The 19,963-nt window shown below is 47.2% G+C and carries 14 protein-coding genes; 1 reads left to right on the top strand and 13 read right to left on the bottom strand.

Annotated elements, in window-relative coordinates; translation table 11 throughout:
- Nucleotides 1-504: 504 nt before the first annotated feature.
- Together addA and addB are read right to left on the bottom strand one after the other, a co-directional pair.
- A complete protein-coding gene (addA, locus tag P8596_RS08150) occupies nt 505-4,272 on the bottom strand; it encodes a helicase-exonuclease AddAB subunit AddA (protein WP_279726560.1) in 3,768 nt (1,255 codons plus the stop codon).
- On the bottom strand, nt 4,265-7,747 hold the full coding sequence (addB, locus tag P8596_RS08145) for a helicase-exonuclease AddAB subunit AddB (RefSeq protein ID WP_224520492.1): 3,483 nt from the start codon (nt 7,745-7,747) through the stop codon (nt 4,265-4,267). Before addB ends, addA begins: the two co-directional genes overlap by 8 nt.
- Nucleotides 7,748-7,910: 163 nt before the next feature.
- Between addB and P8596_RS08140 the strand changes: the two genes are divergently transcribed.
- On the top strand, nt 7,911-9,068 hold the full coding sequence (locus P8596_RS08140; RefSeq protein ID WP_224520493.1) for an MFS transporter: 1,158 nt from the start codon (nt 7,911-7,913) through the stop codon (nt 9,066-9,068).
- A 37-nt stretch (nt 9,069-9,105) separates the two neighbouring features.
- Here the strand turns inward: P8596_RS08140 and P8596_RS08135 are convergent, their stop codons facing one another.
- The 11 genes from P8596_RS08135 to P8596_RS08085 all read right to left on the bottom strand — a co-directional run bounded on the left by P8596_RS08135 (nt 9,106) and on the right by P8596_RS08085 (nt 19,926).
- Nucleotides 9,106-9,645, bottom strand: a complete 540-nt coding sequence (locus P8596_RS08135; RefSeq protein ID WP_224520494.1) for a GNAT family N-acetyltransferase — start codon at nt 9,643-9,645, stop codon at nt 9,106-9,108.
- 45 nt (nt 9,646-9,690) lie between these two features.
- Nucleotides 9,691-11,178, bottom strand: coding sequence for a class I adenylate-forming enzyme family protein (locus P8596_RS08130; protein ID WP_224520495.1), 1,488 nt, complete (start codon nt 11,176-11,178; stop codon nt 9,691-9,693).
- A 118-nt stretch (nt 11,179-11,296) separates the two neighbouring features.
- The gene (locus P8596_RS08125) at nt 11,297-12,391 is read right to left on the bottom strand and encodes an endonuclease (RefSeq protein ID WP_224521118.1); all 1,095 of its coding nucleotides are present in this window, start codon (nt 12,389-12,391) and stop codon (nt 11,297-11,299) included.
- Nucleotides 12,392-12,658: 267 nt separating this feature from the next.
- The gene (locus tag P8596_RS08120; protein ID WP_279726557.1) at nt 12,659-13,837 is read right to left on the bottom strand and encodes a thiolase family protein; all 1,179 of its coding nucleotides are present in this window, start codon (nt 13,835-13,837) and stop codon (nt 12,659-12,661) included.
- Between the two features lie 25 nt (nt 13,838-13,862).
- Entirely contained in the window at nt 13,863-14,606 is a 744-nt protein-coding gene (gene fabG, locus P8596_RS08115) for a 3-oxoacyl-ACP reductase FabG (protein ID WP_061811230.1), read from the bottom strand.
- Nucleotides 14,603-15,514: an intracellular short-chain-length polyhydroxyalkanoate depolymerase gene (gene phaZ / locus P8596_RS08110; protein WP_224520497.1), complete on the bottom strand. Its 912-nt coding sequence runs from the start codon at nt 15,512-15,514 to the stop codon at nt 14,603-14,605. Before phaZ ends, fabG begins: the two co-directional genes overlap by 4 nt.
- A 16-nt stretch (nt 15,515-15,530) precedes the next feature.
- The gene (locus P8596_RS08105) at nt 15,531-16,535 is read right to left on the bottom strand and encodes a 3-oxoacyl-ACP synthase (protein WP_224520498.1); all 1,005 of its coding nucleotides are present in this window, start codon (nt 16,533-16,535) and stop codon (nt 15,531-15,533) included.
- Nucleotides 16,536-16,549: 14 nt separating this feature from the next.
- A complete protein-coding gene (locus P8596_RS08100; RefSeq protein WP_224521119.1) occupies nt 16,550-17,506 on the bottom strand; it encodes a branched-chain amino acid ABC transporter permease in 957 nt (318 codons plus the stop codon).
- 43 nt (nt 17,507-17,549) lie between these two features.
- Entirely contained in the window at nt 17,550-18,410 is an 861-nt protein-coding gene (locus tag P8596_RS08095) for a branched-chain amino acid ABC transporter permease (RefSeq protein ID WP_224520499.1), read from the bottom strand.
- A 12-nt stretch (nt 18,411-18,422) separates the two neighbouring features.
- Nucleotides 18,423-19,130: an ABC transporter ATP-binding protein gene (locus P8596_RS08090; RefSeq protein WP_224521120.1), complete on the bottom strand. Its 708-nt coding sequence runs from the start codon at nt 19,128-19,130 to the stop codon at nt 18,423-18,425.
- A complete protein-coding gene (locus tag P8596_RS08085) occupies nt 19,114-19,926 on the bottom strand; it encodes an ABC transporter ATP-binding protein (protein ID WP_224520500.1) in 813 nt (270 codons plus the stop codon). The genes P8596_RS08090 and P8596_RS08085 overlap by 17 nt, the downstream gene beginning before the upstream one ends.
- Between the last annotated feature and the right edge of the window lie 37 nt (nt 19,927-19,963).

The following is a 19,963-nucleotide window of genomic DNA, read 5'->3' as shown; positions in this document are numbered from 1 at the left end:
TGTGTTGGAGTAAAATGAGTCATTCACGTCAGGTTGGACAGTAATCGGTAAGAGTTGGTGAATGTGAGGGTAAAGCAATCTTTACATTATATTGTGATAGTGAAAACTTACACTTGGAAAGTTGATTGGAGCGGAAGGTGCTCGACTCCGACGGGAATAGCGGGAAAGCCTGAAAAGCGGAGGTGGCTTGCTCAGCCCCGACAAGCATAAGATGAATGGGCTAAGAAGGCGTTTTGTGCCTTCTTGGACCATTTAGCTTATGACCTCGAAGGGCTAGCCACCGGAGCTGGATCTTGAGACCCCGCAGGGCAAAAGCCCGAGGAGGCTCAACTCACGCCCCGCGGAAAGCGAGCACCTGCAGCGGAAATCAACCACTACTCGCTACATCTAAAAGTGAAAGTATTTATGTAAACAGCTAAATGATTAATCCGAACGATTTCGAATGATCGTTCAGATATTCTTTTAACAAAACACTTCGAAGCTAATGCTCCGAAGTGTTTCCTTTTATAACTCCAACACATGTCCTCCATCGAAGAAATACAGATACTTTTCTGCTACCGGTTCCTTCCATATGGATTCCAATGCCCGGGTGTATAATTCGATTTGTACTTTATACCTTTCTTCAAGGACTGGCCTCGCTTCAGTGAACCCGCCCTGATAGCGGTCATGGATACCGTCTGTCTTGTAATCCAATAGGACGATCCCCGACTCATCCCTGAATACACAGTCGATGACCCCTTGAACAAGTATGGTTTCTTCAGGTGCTTCTTCACCCGTTTCCGATATTTCACTAAGGGGGACGCTCATACTGAATGGGATTTCCCGCTCTATATTCCGGGCGTTTGCCATCCTCTGACCGAGTCCACTCTGGAAGAAGCCTGCGATGTGTTCGACTGACACCGCCAGTTTCTGTTCTTCCGTCAGGATTTCTTTCTGGACAAGCCTTGATAAAAGATCTTCAACCTTTTCCTCTGTCGGCACACCATCGTCAAAAGAAATATGCTGCATGACTGTGTGCATGGCTGTTCCCTTTTCCGCAGGGGACAGTTCCTTCGATTGCATGAACTGAGGTCGATTATACACAGGCTTCTGGTGCTGCCTCAGGATATCAATACTTGAGGCTTCATCCCGTACTTCAACCATCCGTTTCAGCTCTGAAACCGATTGTTTTGAACGTAGGTTTGTAGCACGTATATGAGGGTATTCCCACGACAGACGTTCTAATACCTCTTCTTGATGGGATGACACAATATCCACCACTTCACCATTCTTCACTTTCTCCTGCCACGTTTTTTCTTCATTCATTTTCTCATCCTCGTCCGCGATCAACTCGGATTTATGAATTTTCGTGATCTGAAAGCAGGAAGGGTGATTGAGAATCTCTTCATTCATCAAGCCGACTCCTGACGCTCCTGACGAGCCAAGCTCCCCACACTGTGGATGACGCATGAGGGACGGACCTATCCAATCAAGATAAGAACTCGCCCCGGCCCGGTCATAATCAGATAATAACCAATCTGTCTGGCTTAAAGCCCCTCGCCATTTCTTCAGCGATTTCTCCAGGCTTTTCACGGTGCCGACCAGATATAACTTCTCCTTGGCCCGGGTCAAGGCCACATACAGCACCCGCATTTCCTCCGAGATTGCTTCCATTCGCTTCTTCCGCTTGAACGCCAATTGGGGAAGGGACGGGTAGCTGATTCGTTTAGCTGCATCAGTGTATTTCACGGCCAATCCCAGGTCTTTATCTAATAAGTATGCTGCATTCAGATCCATCAGGTTGAATTGTTTAGAGGTCCCGGCGACAAATACGACGGGGAACTCAAGGCCTTTACTGGAGTGGATCGTCATTAACCGTACCACATCTTCCTGTTCACTCAGGGCTCTCGCCACTCCGAGGTCATCTCCCCTTTCCCTCATCCTGTCAATGAATCGCAGGAATCGGAATAATCCCCGGAAGGAAGTTTCTTCGTATTGCCGGGCACGGTCATAAAGAGCCCTGAGATTAGCCTGACGCTGCTTCCCACCGGCCATCCCTCCTACATAGTCATAGAATCGGGTATCCCGGTACAATTGCCAGATTAATTCTGTCACAGAGCCCTGCCTTGCCTTCGTCCGCCAGTTCCCAAGATGATAAAGGAACACTTTGACCTTTTCGAATGTTTCTTCTTCACGGGGATTGCCCGGCTTTTCACTGGCAAATGTCTTCAACGCTTCGTAATACGTCCCTGCCCTGGAATGGATCCGGATACTGGCAAGACCCTGCTCATCGAGTCCGACAATCGGAGATCTTAGAACGGACGCAAGGGGGATATCCTGGTATGGATTATCGATCACTTTCAGCAGGGAAAGCATAATGGCGATCTCGGTCGCCTCGAAATATCCTGTAGATAAATTTGCATAAATCGGTATTCCCTGGCGCTTGAATTCTTCCATGATTTCTGCCGCCCAAGGCATGGAGCGAAGCAGGATGACGACGTCACGGTACTGTATCGGACGCTCGGTCTTCGTTTTGGCATCATAGACCGGTGTCCGCTCTTCGATCATCCTTTTCACTTTGTTAGCCATATAACGGGCTTCAAGGACCGATTTCTCGATATCCCCTTCATCAAAGATGGACAGCCCCTCTTCATCACCACCGCCAGACGGTTCCTCCGATTCCTGATCGATGATGGCCACTTCAATCGGATATTCCGTTTCTTCCGGATACGGAGCACCTTTTACAAGTTCGGCTTCCCTGTTGTATTCCATTTCACCGACCGATGGACCCATGATCTGTTTAAATAAGAAGTTCGTCCCTTCTAGCACTTCTTTCCGGCTTCGGAAGTTTTGGGAAAGATCGATCTTCAATCCGGCTTCCCCTCTCTCGGGAAGAAAACGGGTATACTTTCCTAAAAACAGATTCGGTTCCGCTAATCTGAAACGGTAGATGGATTGCTTTACATCCCCCACCATGAACCGGTTTCCAATTTCTTCACGTTCCTCGGTAATGAGAAGGAGGATGGATTCCTGAACCATATTCGTATCCTGGTATTCATCCACCAGTACTTCTTTGAACTTATTCTTGTAAAGACTCGCTGCTTCTGATGGGACCAACGCATCAGATGCAGGGTCCCTTAAAATGTCGAGACAAAAATGTTCCAAATCGGCAAAATCGACGAGTCCCTTTTCTTCTTTCACTAGCCTGAAACGGTTACCGAATTCGATCACCACTTCCGCAAGGGTGTGGATCACGTCCTTCATTTTTCGCATATCTTCAAGGAATGAACCGGGTCTTCTTGAAAAGAAATCCTCCTGAAGCTTTTCCAGAGTTTTCTTTCCTTGATCCCGGAGTTTCTTCGCTTCATCCACTATTTCTTTATCATAATCGTCTCCCCTGCATGCTTTCAGCTTCGTAAAGGGCAGGGTTTGTATCGTTTCATATAAAGTGTTCCAGGAAGTTGCAAGACTTTCCTCCAGGCTCTCGACGATCTCGATATCGCTTAAGAAATTCTCCGCTCTCGGACCAGGCCCCCCCGGCACACGGGTGAGTTCCAGAGCACGTTGAAATAAGCTTTTTGCACCATGAAGCTGTAATCGGATATCTGTCAGAAGAGGCTCAATAAAGGAGAGTTGATCGATTTCCTTTCCTTCCTCCACCTCATACAGATCTTTGAGACTTCTCAACCACTCATCGGGGTTCGGATGGGAGCGGGAAAAATCATACAGCTTCCTGATCATATCCTGCAGGGCCCCGTCACTCCGGTCGTTCGTAAATGTATCGACAAGCCTAAAGAAGTCCTGATTAGCTTCTTTGCCGTATTCCTCTTCAAAAAGATCGTCAAGGACCTCATCCCGAAGCAGGTCGCCTTCTGTCTCATCTGCGATCCTGAATCCAGGATCGATATCAATGAGATAATAGTATTTTCGTATCACTTCTAAGCAAAAGGAGTGCAGGGTCGAAATGGACGCCCGGTTCAGTAAACTGAGCTGCTTCCTTAAATGACGGGAATGGGGATCCTCATCGATTGCCTTCTCCAGCGCCACGCCGATCCTATGTCTCATTTCAGCCGCTGAAGCATTGGTAAAGGTAACAACCAATAATTCATCCACGTCCATCCTGTCTTCTTCTGAGAGAATCTTTTGAATGATCCTCTCTACCAGGACAGCCGTCTTACCCGACCCTGCCGCTGCAGCGACCAAAATATCCTGTCCTTTTGCCCAGATGGCCTTCCACTGATCCTCCGTCCATGTAACATGATCCGGTTTGACTGGAATACTGTCTTTATTCATTGAATTCTGCCTCCTCTCTCACTTTCCGTAATAAATCTTCCGGTTTCGCTGTCGGCAGCACCCTGTACTCGTTTTCCTCCAACGAATGATCAAATTGACAGACGGAACGGAACGAACAAAATTGACACGGTGTCCGGTCCTTGAGCTTATATGGAGCTATATCCGTCTCTCCTGAGATGATCCGGTTCCCGGAGGCTTCATAGAGCTTCCTGACATGTTGACGCATATAATGAAAGTCTTCACCTGAAGCCGCCTTCGAACGGGAAGATAACGTACCGTCCTTCTTGATCCCTGCTGAAATGATATCGGAATTCCCCGTATCGAGCGTCTGGTCCATCAATCTGACAATGTCGGAATCCCCAAGGACGAGGCCCTTCATCTTAAAGCTCTTGAAAATCTCGTTCTCGATTTGATCCATCGTCAGGATCTTCTTGCTGTTGATCATCGGGTTGTGAACATGGAAATAAAGTACACCGGCAGGCTTCGCTTCCTTTCCGACGAACTGTTTTGAATTGGTTAACACAATGTCCAAATATGTCAGCATTTGCAGGGCCAACCCGTAATAGACTTCCGTCATATCCAAATCCCTGGCGCTCGATTTGTAATCGACGATTCTGAGATACACCCCGTTTGCATCCTCCGCTTTATCCACCCGGTCAATCCTTCCCTGCAACTCCATCTTCGTCCCATTTCTCAATTGGAACTGGAACGGCGGCAGAGTCGCCTGTGGACCGAATCCAAGTTCCACCCCGACAGGCACAAACCCGCTGGCCTTTGCATGTTCACTTAAGATGAGGCTTGCCCTGCCTATGATTTGCTCAAGCTTCTGAGCGATATAATAATGCCGGTTCGAGCTTAATAGGATCTGATGCTGCAGCTTCGGTGCGAGCATCAGGACGGCTTCTTTCGCCAACTGCAAACACTGGGATTTCGAGAGTGATGCCCAAGTCATTCCATGACGTTCGACTTCTTCTGAGATCCACTTTAAAGCCGAGTGGAACATCTCACCGATATCCGGTGCCTCTAATTTGAAGAAATCCCGTTCCCTGAGCTTCAATCCGTGACTGGCAAAATGGGAGAATGGGCAGCTGTGAAAGAGCTCCATCCGGGAAACACTGGCAAGGATATGGTCTCCGTACAAATCTTTGCTCGTATCCTCTGACAGTTGCTTTCCGCGATTTTCATAAAAAAGGCTCGACAGGATATGTCCGGCATGCCATTTCCATTCATTGGACTCAGTATAAAAATTGTATACATCCCACCAGAAGTCATGAATTGGATACTCCCTCTTCTTTAACTGAAGCTGCGACGTCAGATGGGAAATCGTCACATTCGGATGACAGACGTAATGAAGCTGATCTTCTTCGGATAGTTCTGACGGTTCATTGATGAGAAGCTTTGTATGCGCACCCGGGAACATTTCATTCAATCGCTTAATAAACGAAGAAGGCAAGAGTGCCTTTCCTTCTTCATTGGCGATGGGATAGCTGATGAAAAGGCGTTCGGCCGGAGTCGTGAACGCTTTATACGCCACAAACTCTTCATCCAACAGCTTCGTCCTGTTACTCGGTGCGATCTTGAATCCCCTTGTGATCAATGACTCACGATCTTCATCGGACAGGACTCCGTCTTCATTCATTTTCGCAGGGAGGACCCCGTCATTCACTCCAATGATGAACGCGGCTCTGATATCGCCAAGCCTGGATTTCTCGAGATCTGCAATAATGACCTGATCAATGGCAGGTGGGACTAAGGAGAATTCCATCGTTTCAATCCCTGCATCAAGGATGGATGAGAATTTCTTCATGGTCGTGTCTTCATCACCAAGCATCTCTACATATTGATCAAGCAGATCCATCACTGCCGACCACGCCTGGTCATGTTCCCTTGCTGCGATCAAATTCCCTTTTTCCTCTGCTTCCATGCGCATCCGTTCAAGCTTTGCCGGAATATCCAGCTCTTCCAGATAAAGATAAAGGGCCTCACAGTATTCCCGTCCCGTAGCGCGCTTCTTTAATCGTTTCCCCAGTCGGATGATCGGTGCCGAGATAAATAACCGTAATTCATTGATCTCGTGCTCAAGCTCCCTCTCCCGGTCGGTCTGCGGGGCGTCCACATGTTCAAGGCCCCTGAAGCGACGATATTTCCAGCGGTCTTTCTTCGTCCACCGATCTCCCTTTATTCCATAAGCAAGCACATAATTCTCCAGCCGGTCCATCTTTTCACGCAAATCAGTGGGATTTTTCTGATATGGAAATAAAAGGTCTGTTTTCACTGCCCGAAAAACCGGCTCATACCTCCAGTTCGTGTTCATGATTTCAAGTGTGGAGCGAATGAGCTCGATGAGAGGATGGTTCAGCATCGTCCGCTTCTGATCAAGGAAAAAGGGAATCGCATAATCTTGAAAAATCGTTTCGACCTTATCACGATAATCCTGACTGTTCCGAACCAATACGGCGATATCCTTGTAACGGTACCCTTCTTCCCGGGCAAGCTTTCTGATCTCCCTTGCGATTCCTTCAACCTCAGCACGACGGTTGGACGCTTCGAGGAATTCAAGGGCACTCTTTCCTCCTTCGTAGGGAATCGTTGGCCGATCTTCAAAATGACGCTCTAAATGAAGCATCGTTTCACTTCTGTAGCGGATCGGTTTATGGAGCACCTCTTCATTTACCGATACCCCTGCGACCCTGCATATATCCTGAAGTGTATGATAGGTTTCGTTTGTCATCCGATACAGGCTTAGCTCGTTCATGGCATCAATTGGCTGCCCCGGATCCGTTGTAAGGGCAACCGTCACTTTTTTTGTATGTTGTATGAGCTGATCGATTATGAGGTATTCCTGTGGAGTGAAACTATGAAAGCCGTCTATGTAGATCTCTGCCTCTTTCAGGAGGTCTGAGTTTTTCACATGATCAGCCAGAAGTTGAAAATAATCTTCCGAATCAATGTACTTTCCGAAAAGCTTTTCCTCAAATTTCTCATAAATCAGTTCAAGGTCATGAAGCTTATCCTTCAGTACCTTGGAGCGATCATTGTCTCCCTCGAACCCCTGGAGGTCCGCGGGCGTTATGCAATAGCGTTTGAACTCCTTGACAATCGTTTCCACATGATGAATGAATCCCGGCTTGTCCGATGCCTTGGTGAAAATATGGAGATTCTCCTTGTTTTCGTCTATGATCTTCCGGATCATCATATTCAAACCGACATCAGATAGGTGATAACGGCTCATTCCACCGGTTTCCTGGAGGATCTTCCACGCAAGGCGGGTGAAGCTGAACACCTGTCCGCGGATCATACCATTCAATCCAGGCGTGTTTACGAGCTCGTATTCAGATATAAAGGACATTTGATCCGGTACGATATAGATGATTGGATCTCCATTCGGGGCTTCCAACAAACTCTTCTTCATCTCATCCAATATGTGATGGGTTTTCCCCGTACCGGAGCGTCCGAGAATAAAACGTACAGACATCCTCTCACTCCTTTTCTTATATTCTATCTATTCTACCCAAAAGGGTTTATGAATTTTTGTATAGGTTCATTATAGTACACAACCACGAATCTTTCCCGTCTCAATTTTGATTGAAAATATTTGGAACATCCGCATACAGTAAAGATAGGTAGGTGATATCATCATGAATCCACATTTCAACAGAATTGCTGCTGTCCTGGTTGTGATGGCCGTGATGGTGGCTTGTAATATTTACACCTTCATCCCCATTTATGGAAGCATCTCTGCCACTCTTTCCATTCCGCAAAGTGAAGTCGTCATGGCCGGAACTTCATTTATCTTTCTCTACGCATGCGGATTATTAACCTTTGCCAATGCCGCAGATCATTTCGGCAAAAAAAAGATCCTCGTCTGGGGGATGCTTGCATCTGCCGTTTCTTCAGGACTCGTTGGACTATCTGCAGACTTTTGGAGTTTATTTATCACGAGGGGATTACAGGGATTTTGTCTGGGGAGCTTTGCACCTGTCGCATTTGCCTATACGTATGATTTGTTTTCAGGAAAGCAACGGACCCTGCTTCTGGCCTTCATCAATTCAGGATTTCTCTTTGCCGGTATCCTCGGTCAGTTGCTCAGCGAAGGAATCACACACTTCTCCGGCTGGGCTGCAGTGTTCTTCTTTTTCGCGGTCGTGTACGCCTCCCTTTTTCTGATCGGAAACCAGACGCTTCCACCAACAAACACTGTATCGGTTTCACCCTCACAACAACTCGCCACCATCGTGAAGCTGCTTAAGAGAAAAGAACTCCTTTACTGTTACGGAATCGTCTTCACCCTTCTCGCTACATTCATCGCCTATTATGACAGCTTGACCCGCTACATATCAGATGACCCGGGCCTGCTTTTCCTCACCAGGGCAGTAGGTCTGATCGGAGCCGGTTTATCCCTTTTCACCGGCCGTCTTATGGAGGCACTCGGAATCTACAAAACTCTGTTTATCGGAGTCGCTCTATCGCTGATTAGTGTGGCGGCTGCTTTCATGTTTGCATATGTTCACGAACCCTTCATCATCATTCTTTCCTCCATTCTTTTTGTCTCGGCCATCTCTTTATTGATCCCCACCGTCATCACCCTGATCGGAAATATGAGCGGAAAGGGACGAAGCCAGGCACTCAGCCTCTACTCCTTTCTATTATTAGGAGGGACCAGCGTGGCACCGTTGGTCATTATGCATCTGACTTATGTACAATCGTTGTTTCTGTTGGTGGGCTGTTTTTTATTTCATGCATGGATGGGGGGCTTGTTATATGCGGGGCGGAAGAGGTGGGGGACGGGTGATTAGCTCCCCTCCTCACCACACAAAAAAAAGAAGGACACCCTCATCCTCCTTTCCATTCATCCACCAATAACCCATACAGGATCATGTCATATCGTTTCCCATCTCTCTGCAGGAACTGACGGAAGCTTCCTTCTTTCACGAATCCCATTGATTCATATAAACGGATCGCTCTCTCATTATACGAAAATACCGTTAACTGAAGACGGTGTAAATTCAACTCATGAAAGGCGTATGCCAGGAGACACTGCATGGCTTCCCTGCCGTATCCATTTCCCCATGACTGCTCGTCACCGATGGAAATCGAGACCCATCCCACTCGATGTGACCACAGAATTCCGTCCAACTCAACAAATCCGATGATCCTGCCGTCATCCTTCAGACGGACTGAAAAACGATAGGCATTTTCACCGGGATCGCCCATCCATTTCTTGATTTCCTCTTCTGATTTCGGTTTATGGGGGAGGGCATCCAATAGTCTTTGCACTTCTTCATTTGCATTCCATTCCCTTATAGCCGAAACGTCTTCTTCCTGAAATCCTGAGAGATATATTCTTGTACCGGATAATAACCGTTTCATCATTTTCACCTCGTCATATGTCATTCGAGATGTGCCGTCATTTTTCCTTTATTGTCCTTGTAAAAGCTTTGTCAACGCCTGTTTATTGACTTTGCCCACATCGGTTTTTGGTAATTCTTTCACAAAGTGATAGTCCTTGGGGATCTTATACTTGCCGAACTTCTGCAAGCAAAATGACTTCACATCCTCCGTTGATATACCAGCACCTCTTTGTAACGAAATAAAGGCTGTGACGACTTCCCCCCATTTTTCATGCGGCAAACCGATCACCGCACACTCGGAAACGTCAGGGTGTTCGCTTATCCAGTGTTCGAGCTCCTGAGGGTAAATATTCTCACCGCCTGAAATGATCATGTCTTTTTTCCGGCCGACAATGTAGTAATCTTCATCCTCATCGAATTTCGCCAGGTCCCCGGTATGAAGCCATCCGTCTTGTATCACCTTTTGTGTTTGTTCAGGGTTCTTCCAATATTCTTTGAATAAATGATCCCCTCCTAATAAAAGCTCCCCGACTTCCCCCTGGCCGACAGGATTCCCCTCGTCATCGATGACCTTCACCCGGTTCAACATCATCGCTTTCCCTACCGAACCCTTTTTCATACGGGAAGGGTCAATGTAGAAATTATTTGGCCCGGCTTCTGTCAAACCATACCCTTCCTTAAAGGGAATCCCTTTTTCTTTAAAAAATTCATATACTTTCCCTGGACAAGGGGCTCCCCCGGATAAAAACACCTTCATCTTCGGGAAAAGGGTAGACTTGAATCCCTCCTTTTCCATCAGCAGATGATACATGGTCGGTACAAGGAGAACAATGCTGCATCCATATTCATTTAAAGCCAGTATCACCTGTTCCGGATCGAACCTCTCAGCGACCACGACCTTTCCCCCTATCATTAAAAGGGGAATCGATAAAGCATTTAATCCACCTGTATGAAAAGTAGGCAAATACGTCACGGTGCAATCTTCTTCGATTAAATTCCAGCTCACCACTGTATTCAGGGCATTTGACGTCACTGATTTGTGTGAAAGGACGACCCCCTTTGGACTCCCCGTCGTGCCCCCTGTATAAATCATCAGCCAGGGATCAGAGAGTGAGAGAATAGGAGTGTATGACATACCTTTGTCCACTGAGTAAACTTCCCCTGCAACATCATCTATACAGAGTTGCGGGCAACATGTAGAAATTGAAGAAACGAGGAGTTGAAGTTCTTTTTTATAAAATAGGAGACTCGGGGTACAATTCTTTGTAATCGATTCAATCTCAGCTGGCGCTAACCTCCAATTGAGTGGAACAAACACAGCCCCAATCTTTCCACAAGCAAACAAAATCTCAAAGCAGATCGTATGATTCGTGGATATGAAAACTACACGGTCCCCTTTCACAATCCCATGATCACACATATATCTAGCCCACTTAGACGCCCTGTCATCTAAAGTACGGTAATCAATCCTATCGTCCGTGGCAGCATTCAGTAACGCAATCCGGTCAGGAGAGATCATTGATCGCTTATGCAACCAATCTGTGACTCCTTCCATACTCATCTCCTCCTTTTGGTAGTTGTATCCATCATAAGGATCAGAGGTTACAAATGAGTTACAGGCCGTGCCTCCTTCAACGAAAAAAAAGACCCGGAAGACTCCGGGCCCAAACGCTTTACCAGATCATTTCTGCCCACTCGGGGTGATCGATGAATGGATTTCTATTTCCTTGATACTGTTCATAGATAATGTTATTCCTGCGGATTTCCCTTTCATCAACGGGATCTTCTTCGTTCCATTCAAGAAGTACAGACATTTTGCCCATATAAGGGGCACTTCCGTTGTTGACGTTATTGTTCATTTCCAAATCCACTTCACCACTGTCCCCTTCATAGCGGACATCCATGTAGAAAATCATCCGTGCCACGTCGCCTTTTACTTCATCACGAGGCTCCCATGAATCGCTATCATAATAGTTTCCAGGGGCTTCACTCTGCTCGTTTCCACCATTATCGAAGTCAAGGTTTCCTCTTGTAGAGTTGACCGTCACATCCGTCGGTCTTAAATGATGAAGGTCCGTCCCCGGGCCCTGAGCCGTTCCGAAATCACCATGGGATTTAGCCCACACGTGTTCACGGTTCCAGTCGTTCACTCCGCCGCCGTTTGTCGTTTTCGATTGTGATCGTCCTGAGTAGAGGAGAATGACATTATTGGGATTGTTGGGGTCTTCATCCGTATTCCGCAACGCTCCCCACACAGCATCGTACGAAAGGGTTTGATGGTCATCGATGATGTTATGTAGTGCGGTTTTCAGTGCTTCACCCGTTTTCCCTTCAGCTGTGTTGTAATATTCTTCATAAGCCGGTGGGTCGGTTGGTTCCGTTGGAGGATCGGTTGGATCGGTTTCCCCGCCTTCCATCGATTCAAACACCGATGTCGACTTCACTCCCGGGTGGGAAAAATAGGCCGTCAAGCTACCCGTCACCTTGATTTTTTCTCCCATCAGTCCCGGGTTACTCTGAAGACCGAAGCTTGAACGGTAAGAAGATGGGATTTGAACATACACCATTTGATCAGTATCGGCTTCTGACGGGGAATCCGCTAATGCCAATGCATAATCGTTCGGAAATTGATTTGTGACAACCGATGATTCAGATGTCGGCTGCCCGACCACATATCCTTCTACGGACTGTGTGGATCCATTTTGATTTGAAATGGCCTGGTCCACCGTATAAGGGGAATTCCACGTCCCATTTCCTGCAGCACTCATTTGACTGGGGGATACCTGACTGCACGCAATCGTAAAAATAAATACAATGGCAAAAATACCGATGACTTTGTTGTGTATAGATTTCAAATTGCTTCGCCTCCTTTGAATGCATTACACATTTAGCGTACAATATCGATTGTCATTATAGGGTAAATTTTATGTAAATAAGGGAAAATGAGTCAAATTTCACAAGGTGCAGCTGGTGATTTTGGTACATTTCAGCAACGCAAAAAGTGCCGGCCCACTCATGGACCGGCACTTTCCCTGCTACATTCCTTCCACGAAAACCGAAGCACCCATGCCTCCGCCCACGCATAGTGACGCAATTCCTTTTTTCAATTCACGGCGCTTCATTTCATGGAGCAATGATACGACTAGTCGGGCGCCTGTGCAACCGACGGGATGACCGATGCTGATCCCGCTTCCATTCACATTCACCTTTTCCCGGTCCAGTCCAAGTTCTTTCTCCACCGCTAAATACTGAGCAGCAAACGCCTCGTTGATTTCGAATAGATCGACTTCATCCAGGGACCAGTTTTTTGTTGTATGTAATCCTTTTTGAATGGCAGGTACCGGACCGATTCCCATCACTTTGGGATCGACTCCCGCCACTGAATAACCGACGATTCTTCCGAGTGGCTGTAATCCTCTCCTGTCGGCTTCTTCTTCACTCATTAAGATTAAAGCCGCTCCACCGTCATTCAGGCTGGACGAGTTCCCTGCTGTAACAGATCCCCCTTCTCGGAACGCCGGTTTCAATTTCTCTAGTTTACCGAAATCCAGTCCTGCACGGGGACTTTCATCTTTCTCAATGATTTTATCCCCTCTTCGCTGCTTTACCGTAATCGGTACGATCTGCGTATCGAAGTATCCCTTTTCCATTGCGTTCACTGCCCGCTCATGACTCAGCACCGCATATTCATCCTGTTCTTCGCGGGAAATGGAATGGATTTCCGCAAGGTTTTCAGCGGTTTCCCCCATCATGATGCCATGAATGGGATCTTCAAGCACCTCCCAAACCGAATCGCGGATTTCTCCGTGTTGCAGTCTTTGTCCGAATCGGTGCTGCTTTAATATATAGGGGCTCGAGCTCATCGCCTCCACTCCGCCAGCCAGGACGATATCGGATAAGCCCGTTTGGATTTGCATGGCTGCCGATATGATGGCCTGCATACCGCTTGCGCATTGACGTTGGATCGTAAAGCCCGTCGTTGTGTCATCAAAACCGGCAAGCAGGGAAGCCGTTCTGGCCGTATTAGGCTGATCGGTCCTTTGGATGCAATGCCCAAGGATCACTTCATCAATGTCGCTTGCCGATAACCCGCTTTCCTTTGCGGCTTCTTTCATTACGGGTACGATCAAGTCTGTCGGAAGCAGGTCCTTGAACGCTCCTCCAAATGCGCCAACCGGCGTACGAAGAGCCGATGTGATTACTACGTTTCTCATTTTGTCACTTCCCTTTCGTGTCTGATTACATCATGATCCCGCCATCAACATGGAGGACGGTGCCATTCACATAGTCACTATCGTCCGATGCAAGGTACAAATAGGCCTTTGCGATATCTTCCGGCTTTCCTAATCTGCCAAGTGGAATCATCGCTTTCATTTGATCGATGACCTTTTCCGGTACGGCAGCCACCATGTTCGTCTCGGTAAAGCCCGGTGCGACGGCATTGACGTTGATCCCTTTGCGACCTAACTCCTTTGCCCATGTTTTCGTCATCCCAACGACCGCGGCCTTCGTTGCAGCATAGTTGGTCTGACCGACGTTTCCGTAAACCCCGCTGACAGAAGACGTATTGATGATTTTCCCTTTGCCATTTTCGATCAGATGCGGCAGGACTGCCTGAGTGCAGTTGAATACACCTGTTAAATTGACATCCAGGACCTTCTGGAAATCTTCTGATGAAAGCTTATGAACCATAGCGTCCCTCGTGATTCCCGCGTTATTGATTAAAATATCGATCTTTCCGAATTGCTCTTTTACCCCTTGAACGAATGAATCCACCGAAGAGCGGTCGGCCACATCCCCTTGGAAGAAGACGGCTTTTCCCTTCCCCAATTCGTTCAGCTGGCGAGCTTTTTCTTCCCCGCTTTCCTGATTGAAGTCCACCAGGGCCACATGACATCCTTCGTTTACAAATGTTTCAGCTGCAGCAAATCCGATCCCGTTGGCTGCACCAGTGATGATTGCGACTTTCCCGAGAAGCCTCATGCCATTTCCTCCTTCGTATGCAAAAACGAATGGATCGTGTCGAGCAATTGATCCAAATCGTCTATGAGCGGTGAATGCCCACTATTCTTTAATTCGACAAATATAGCGTTTTCTCCTATATCCTCGATGATTTCCTCTGTCATTTCCTTCGTGATGACATAATCCCGCTCTCCCCTGATGACAAGGACGGGTATGAAAATCGCGCCTGCCTTACCTGTTCCTTCCACCAGACCATTGTATACACCACTTATATTGAACGTATTAAGCGCTTGATAAATATGAGCGAGATTCCGTTGGGTTCTCATGTCATCGATATATTCTTCATAGCGTCTTGCCTCAGGCTGGTTATGGGAATAGATCAGGGCATTCCAAAGACCACGGAGGAAATCCCTGTCATTTCCGTCATATGCGGCTTGAACGGGAATCGTCTTTCCTGTGTCCGATTTCACTTCTTCCATCGTACGAAGGCGTTTTCCCAAATCAGGTGTGCCATCTTCTTTCGTCCCCATAAATGGATAACCTCTGGTAGATGCAGACGCGAGTAAGATTAGATTCTTGCAATCATCGGGATGATCAATGACATATTGCATCGCGACCGCCCCTCCTGTGGACCATCCCATCATTGAAAATCCGTTGAGACCAAGCACGTCCACCCAATCCTTCAGATCATCAGACAAATCTTTGATACTTGCAATCTCCCGATGATAGCTGGATTCTCCAAATCCTCTCATATCAACCGCATAAATCTTATAACGCCCATCCATATTTTCCAGGACGATATCCCAGTGTTTGGATGACGTCATATTCCCATGGACGAGAACGAGGGGAATATGTCCCCCGCTTCGCTCCCGATAAGAGAGAGTTTCTCCATTTCCAAGCAATACTTTCTTTAATTGAACCGTTGTCATAACGCTGATCCCCCTTTTAAGAATTCCCCCAGACGATGGTGGTCGCCCCCCATGCGTATCCAATACCTGCACTGACGAGGACGACCACATCGCCATCCTTCAGCTTGCCTCTTTCTTCCGCCAATCGCAGTGATAGAATTTGATCGAATTGCCCGATATGGCCGTATTCCTCAAGATAGATGGATTGCTCTTCCGTGAGCCCCAATTCCTTTAATACATAGAGGTGGGCGGACCTCTTCATGTGCAGCATGGCGACATAAGAGATATCCTTTTCTTCGTAACCACTCTTATATACAGATTCACGTATGACCTTCAGGAAGTGATCCATGGACTTCTGTTCCAATCTTTTTTTCATTCCATCAGGATCGGTCACTTCGAGCTTATAACGGTGGAGGGACTCTCCTGTCAAAGGCTCCTTCGTTCCTCCCACGGGGACAATGACGTCTTCTGAAAACGAGCCGTCGGTGATGATGGATGTCTCCAATACCCGGTTTTTCTTCAGGTTTTTTTGTAGAATCATCGCCCCGCCTCCTGCTGCCAGGTTGAACATAAAGCGGGTCCTGTCATTCTCGTAATCTATGAAGTCGCTGTTGCGGTAGCCCCCTGCCAATAGGACCGTTCTAATGGCAGGGTCCGTTTCCAGTAAGCTTTTTGCAAGTTTCATGGCCATGATGGTGGTTCCGCATCTCAGTGCAACATCGAATGCCCAGGCATGGTACGCCCCGATTTCTTCCTGAAGCTTGATACCCGCGGTCCAGAGGGGATACTCTTTATGCTCTTCCCCAACGTATATGACTACATCTATATCCTTGGCATCGATGGCGGCCTTTGAAATGGCTTCTCTTGCCGCTTGAATCCCCATGGCACATGTATGGTCTTCAGGATGTGGAACCGTTTTCTTTTTAATCCCCATTTTGCTTTCTACAACCTCTATCGGAAGTCCTGCTTTTTCTGCGATTTCTTTACTTGTCATAGTGGATGAGGGCAAATACATCCCTGTACTGAGCATACCGACTGTCATGAAGATCCTCCCTTTTAGCTTGCGATGTTTTTCTCTTCTCTGTCTTTTTCTTTTGTCCGTTTTCTCTTCTTGATTTTCTTGAATGATCCCACAATGCCCGCCGGGAAGAACATCACGGCCAGGATATAAAGGATACCGAAGAAAATGATCCATCGTTCAAAGATCGGATACGTTTTCGCGAGCTCAGTCAGATAGTGATGGGCAAATTCAATCAACCCTGCACCGACCATCGGTCCGATCAAAGTCCCCACCCCGCCGATGATGGTCATCAATAATGCATCGAGGGTCACATCCATGGTGAATACGCTCGTATTCACGAAGCGTAAGGACAAGCTGTACAAAGAACCCGCAAAGCATGCTACCACCCCGGCTATCACACTGGCTAAAATCTTGTAATGAAGAACCTGGAAGCCGATCGATTCCGCTCTCTGCTCATTTTCACGGATCGCCTGGAGAACGGAGCCCGCCGGAGAGTGGGTGAACCTTTTTAATAACAGAAAAATGATGACCATGACACCGAGACAAACGAAGTAAAAGACAAGACGATCCTTCAATACTTCCGGTGTCCGGAACGTAAATCCGTCATTCCCGAAGGTCAGGCTTCTCCACTTTTCCGCACCGACTAGGAACAAACCTGCGAAGGCCAGGGTCAGCATGGCATAGAAATGACTCTTAAGGCGTAACGTCAGGAGTCCAACGACATAGCTGACGATTCCTGCAATGACGGACGCAGTAAGGATAGAGACTACGAGCCAAAACATGGTCGGCTCCATCCGGTCGAGAAAGATCCCTGTGGAATACGCGCCGATTCCGAAGAACATGGCGTGCCCAAAGGAGACGATTCCTGTATAGCCAAGCAGGAGATCGTAACTCATGGCGAAAATGCCGAATATGAATACCTGCGTCAGAAGAATCATCATACTTCTTGAATCGTTGAAAAATGGGTAAACGATCAAGATGATCAATGCCATCCCTAAAAATGCGTTCGATCTGTCTTTGAGAATCTTCACTTCCTCACCCCTTTACTGTAAATAACCCTTGTGGTCGGAATATGAGTACGAGAGCCATTAAGATCATATTGACGGCGAGGGATAGTTCCGGGACATAATAGGTCATGAACGAGCCTGACAATCCAACTAAGATGGCTGCGAACAATGAACCCGGAAAGCTCCCCATCCCTCCAATCACCACGACGATGAAGGCGAGGATCGCGAATTCCATGCCCATTTCGGCATAAATGACACCCGAATAGGGCGCAAGGAGAATCCCGCCGAGGGCAGCAAGCGCAGACCCGACCATGAATACATACATAAACACTCTCTTGATATTGATCCCGAACGCTTCAACCATTTCTTTATTCATGACCCCTGCCCGGACGATCAAACCGATTCTTGTTTTATTCAAAACCAGTTGCACAATCGTGAAAATGAAGAGGCCGATGAGGATAATAAAGACACGGTATTTAATGACAATAATATCCCCGATCGAAAAGCTTCCCGCTAAATAGTCAGGCGCTGTGGCCGATAGCTGATTCGGTCCCCATACCACTTTCAATAATTCTGACAGGACGAGCATGAAGCCCAGAGTAATGAGGATTTGCTGCACATGGTTTCCATACACAGGCTGTATGATGAATTTCTCCGTCACAAAACCTAATACCAACCCCGTCGCAACCGCTCCGATGATGCCGATCACAAAGCTTCCTGTCACGGTGTAGATCCATACTCCGCTATAAGCACCCCATGCGAACAAACCGCCGTGGGCAAAATTCAATACATCCATCAACCCGAATATGAGTGTCAAACCTGCTGCAAGCAAAAAGATCAGCATCCCTGTCGCCAACCCATTCAGTGCCAGGGTAATGATGAGGTCCATCCTATTCACTCCTCACGCGATTCCTAAGTATTTCCGTTTCATTTCTTCATCTTTCACCAATGACTTCATCTGCCCATGATGGACAGTGGTTCCATCGTCGATAATATAGAAACGGTCCCCAATCCCGCTCGCCATCAAAAAATTCTGTTCTACAAGGAGGATCGTCGTTCTTTCCTTCATTTCTTCAATGGAACGCATGACTTTCTCTACAACGATCGGAGCGAGCCCCTTACTCGGTTCATCAATTAAAATGAGGTCATTATTATTTAGGTACGCCCTTGCGATGGAAAGCATCTGCTTCTGACCGCCGCTTAAATTCCCTCCGGCTTTCTTCCAGAATGTCTTTAAATCCGGAAACAGATCAATGATCCAATTCATGCGATCCTCCGTCTCCTGGTCCTGGACTTTCATCGCCACCTTCATATTTTCTTCCACTGTCAGGTCTCCGAATATCCCTTGATCCTCAGGTACATAACCGATGCCTCTACCCGCCACTTTAAAGGTTGGGAGCCCCTGGATTTCTTTTCCTTTATAGATGATTTTTCCCTGTGACGGTGGTGTAAGCCCCATGATGCTCCTGAGACTGGTCGTTTTCCCCGCACCGTTTCGTCCAAGAAGCACCGTTACTTCACCCTGCTTCACTTCAAAAGACACTCCCTGGAGGATATGGTACTGCCCGATATACGTTTCAATATGATCTACTTTAAGCAGTGTGCTCATCATATAAGCCCCCTAAATAGGCTGATTGCACCTGCTCATTTTTCATGATTTCCTTCGGATGATCATCAGCAAGCAACCTCCCATTGAATAACACCATGATGCTGTCTGATAAATCCATGATCATATCCATTTTGTGCTCGATGAGGACAATCGTTTTTGTTCCCTGGGATTTGATGGCACGAATCACTTCCAGAATCTGTGGTACCTCCTCCAGTGACATCCCTGCCGTCGGTTCATCCAATAATAAGATTTCCGTATCCAGTGCAAGGAGCATGGCAATTTCAAGCTTTCTTTTTTCCCCATGAGCAAGATTTACGGCAAGGGAGTCGGCTTTATTTGAAAGCATGACGAGTTTCAGTAATTCATGGGATTCGCTCATCACGTCCCTGAATGAGGCTATATTTCTGTGCATCACATACCGGATTCCTTGTTTGGACTGTACGGCCAATCTCACATTCTCCAGCACCGTTAAGTTTGGAAACACATTCGTCATTTGAAAGGAACGGCCGATGCCGAGACGGGCACGTTTTGTCGGGGACAGCCTGGTGATTTTCTGCCCTTTCAGATACACATCACCACTCGACGGCTTTAATTGTCCGCTTAATAGATTGAAAAGTGTCGTTTTACCGGCACCATTCGGCCCTATGATGGATTTGAATTCCTTTTCCGGTACAGAAAATGTCACATTGTCCACGGCTGTATGGCCACCGAATGTGATACTTAAGTTCTTGGTTTCTAAAATACTCAACTCTTTCACCCCGCTTGGATTTTCATGAAAGGGGCTGACTGTAAACAAAGTGCCATAACACCATGTCAGTCACCCCCCATTCATT

This window comes from Rossellomorea sp. DA94, from assembly GCF_029834455.1.
Classification (GTDB): Bacteria; Bacillota; Bacilli; order Bacillales; family Bacillaceae_B; genus Rossellomorea; species Rossellomorea vietnamensis.
The sequence above is the reverse complement of the archived record's forward strand: the minus strand, read 5'-3'. Positions and strand labels throughout refer to the sequence as shown.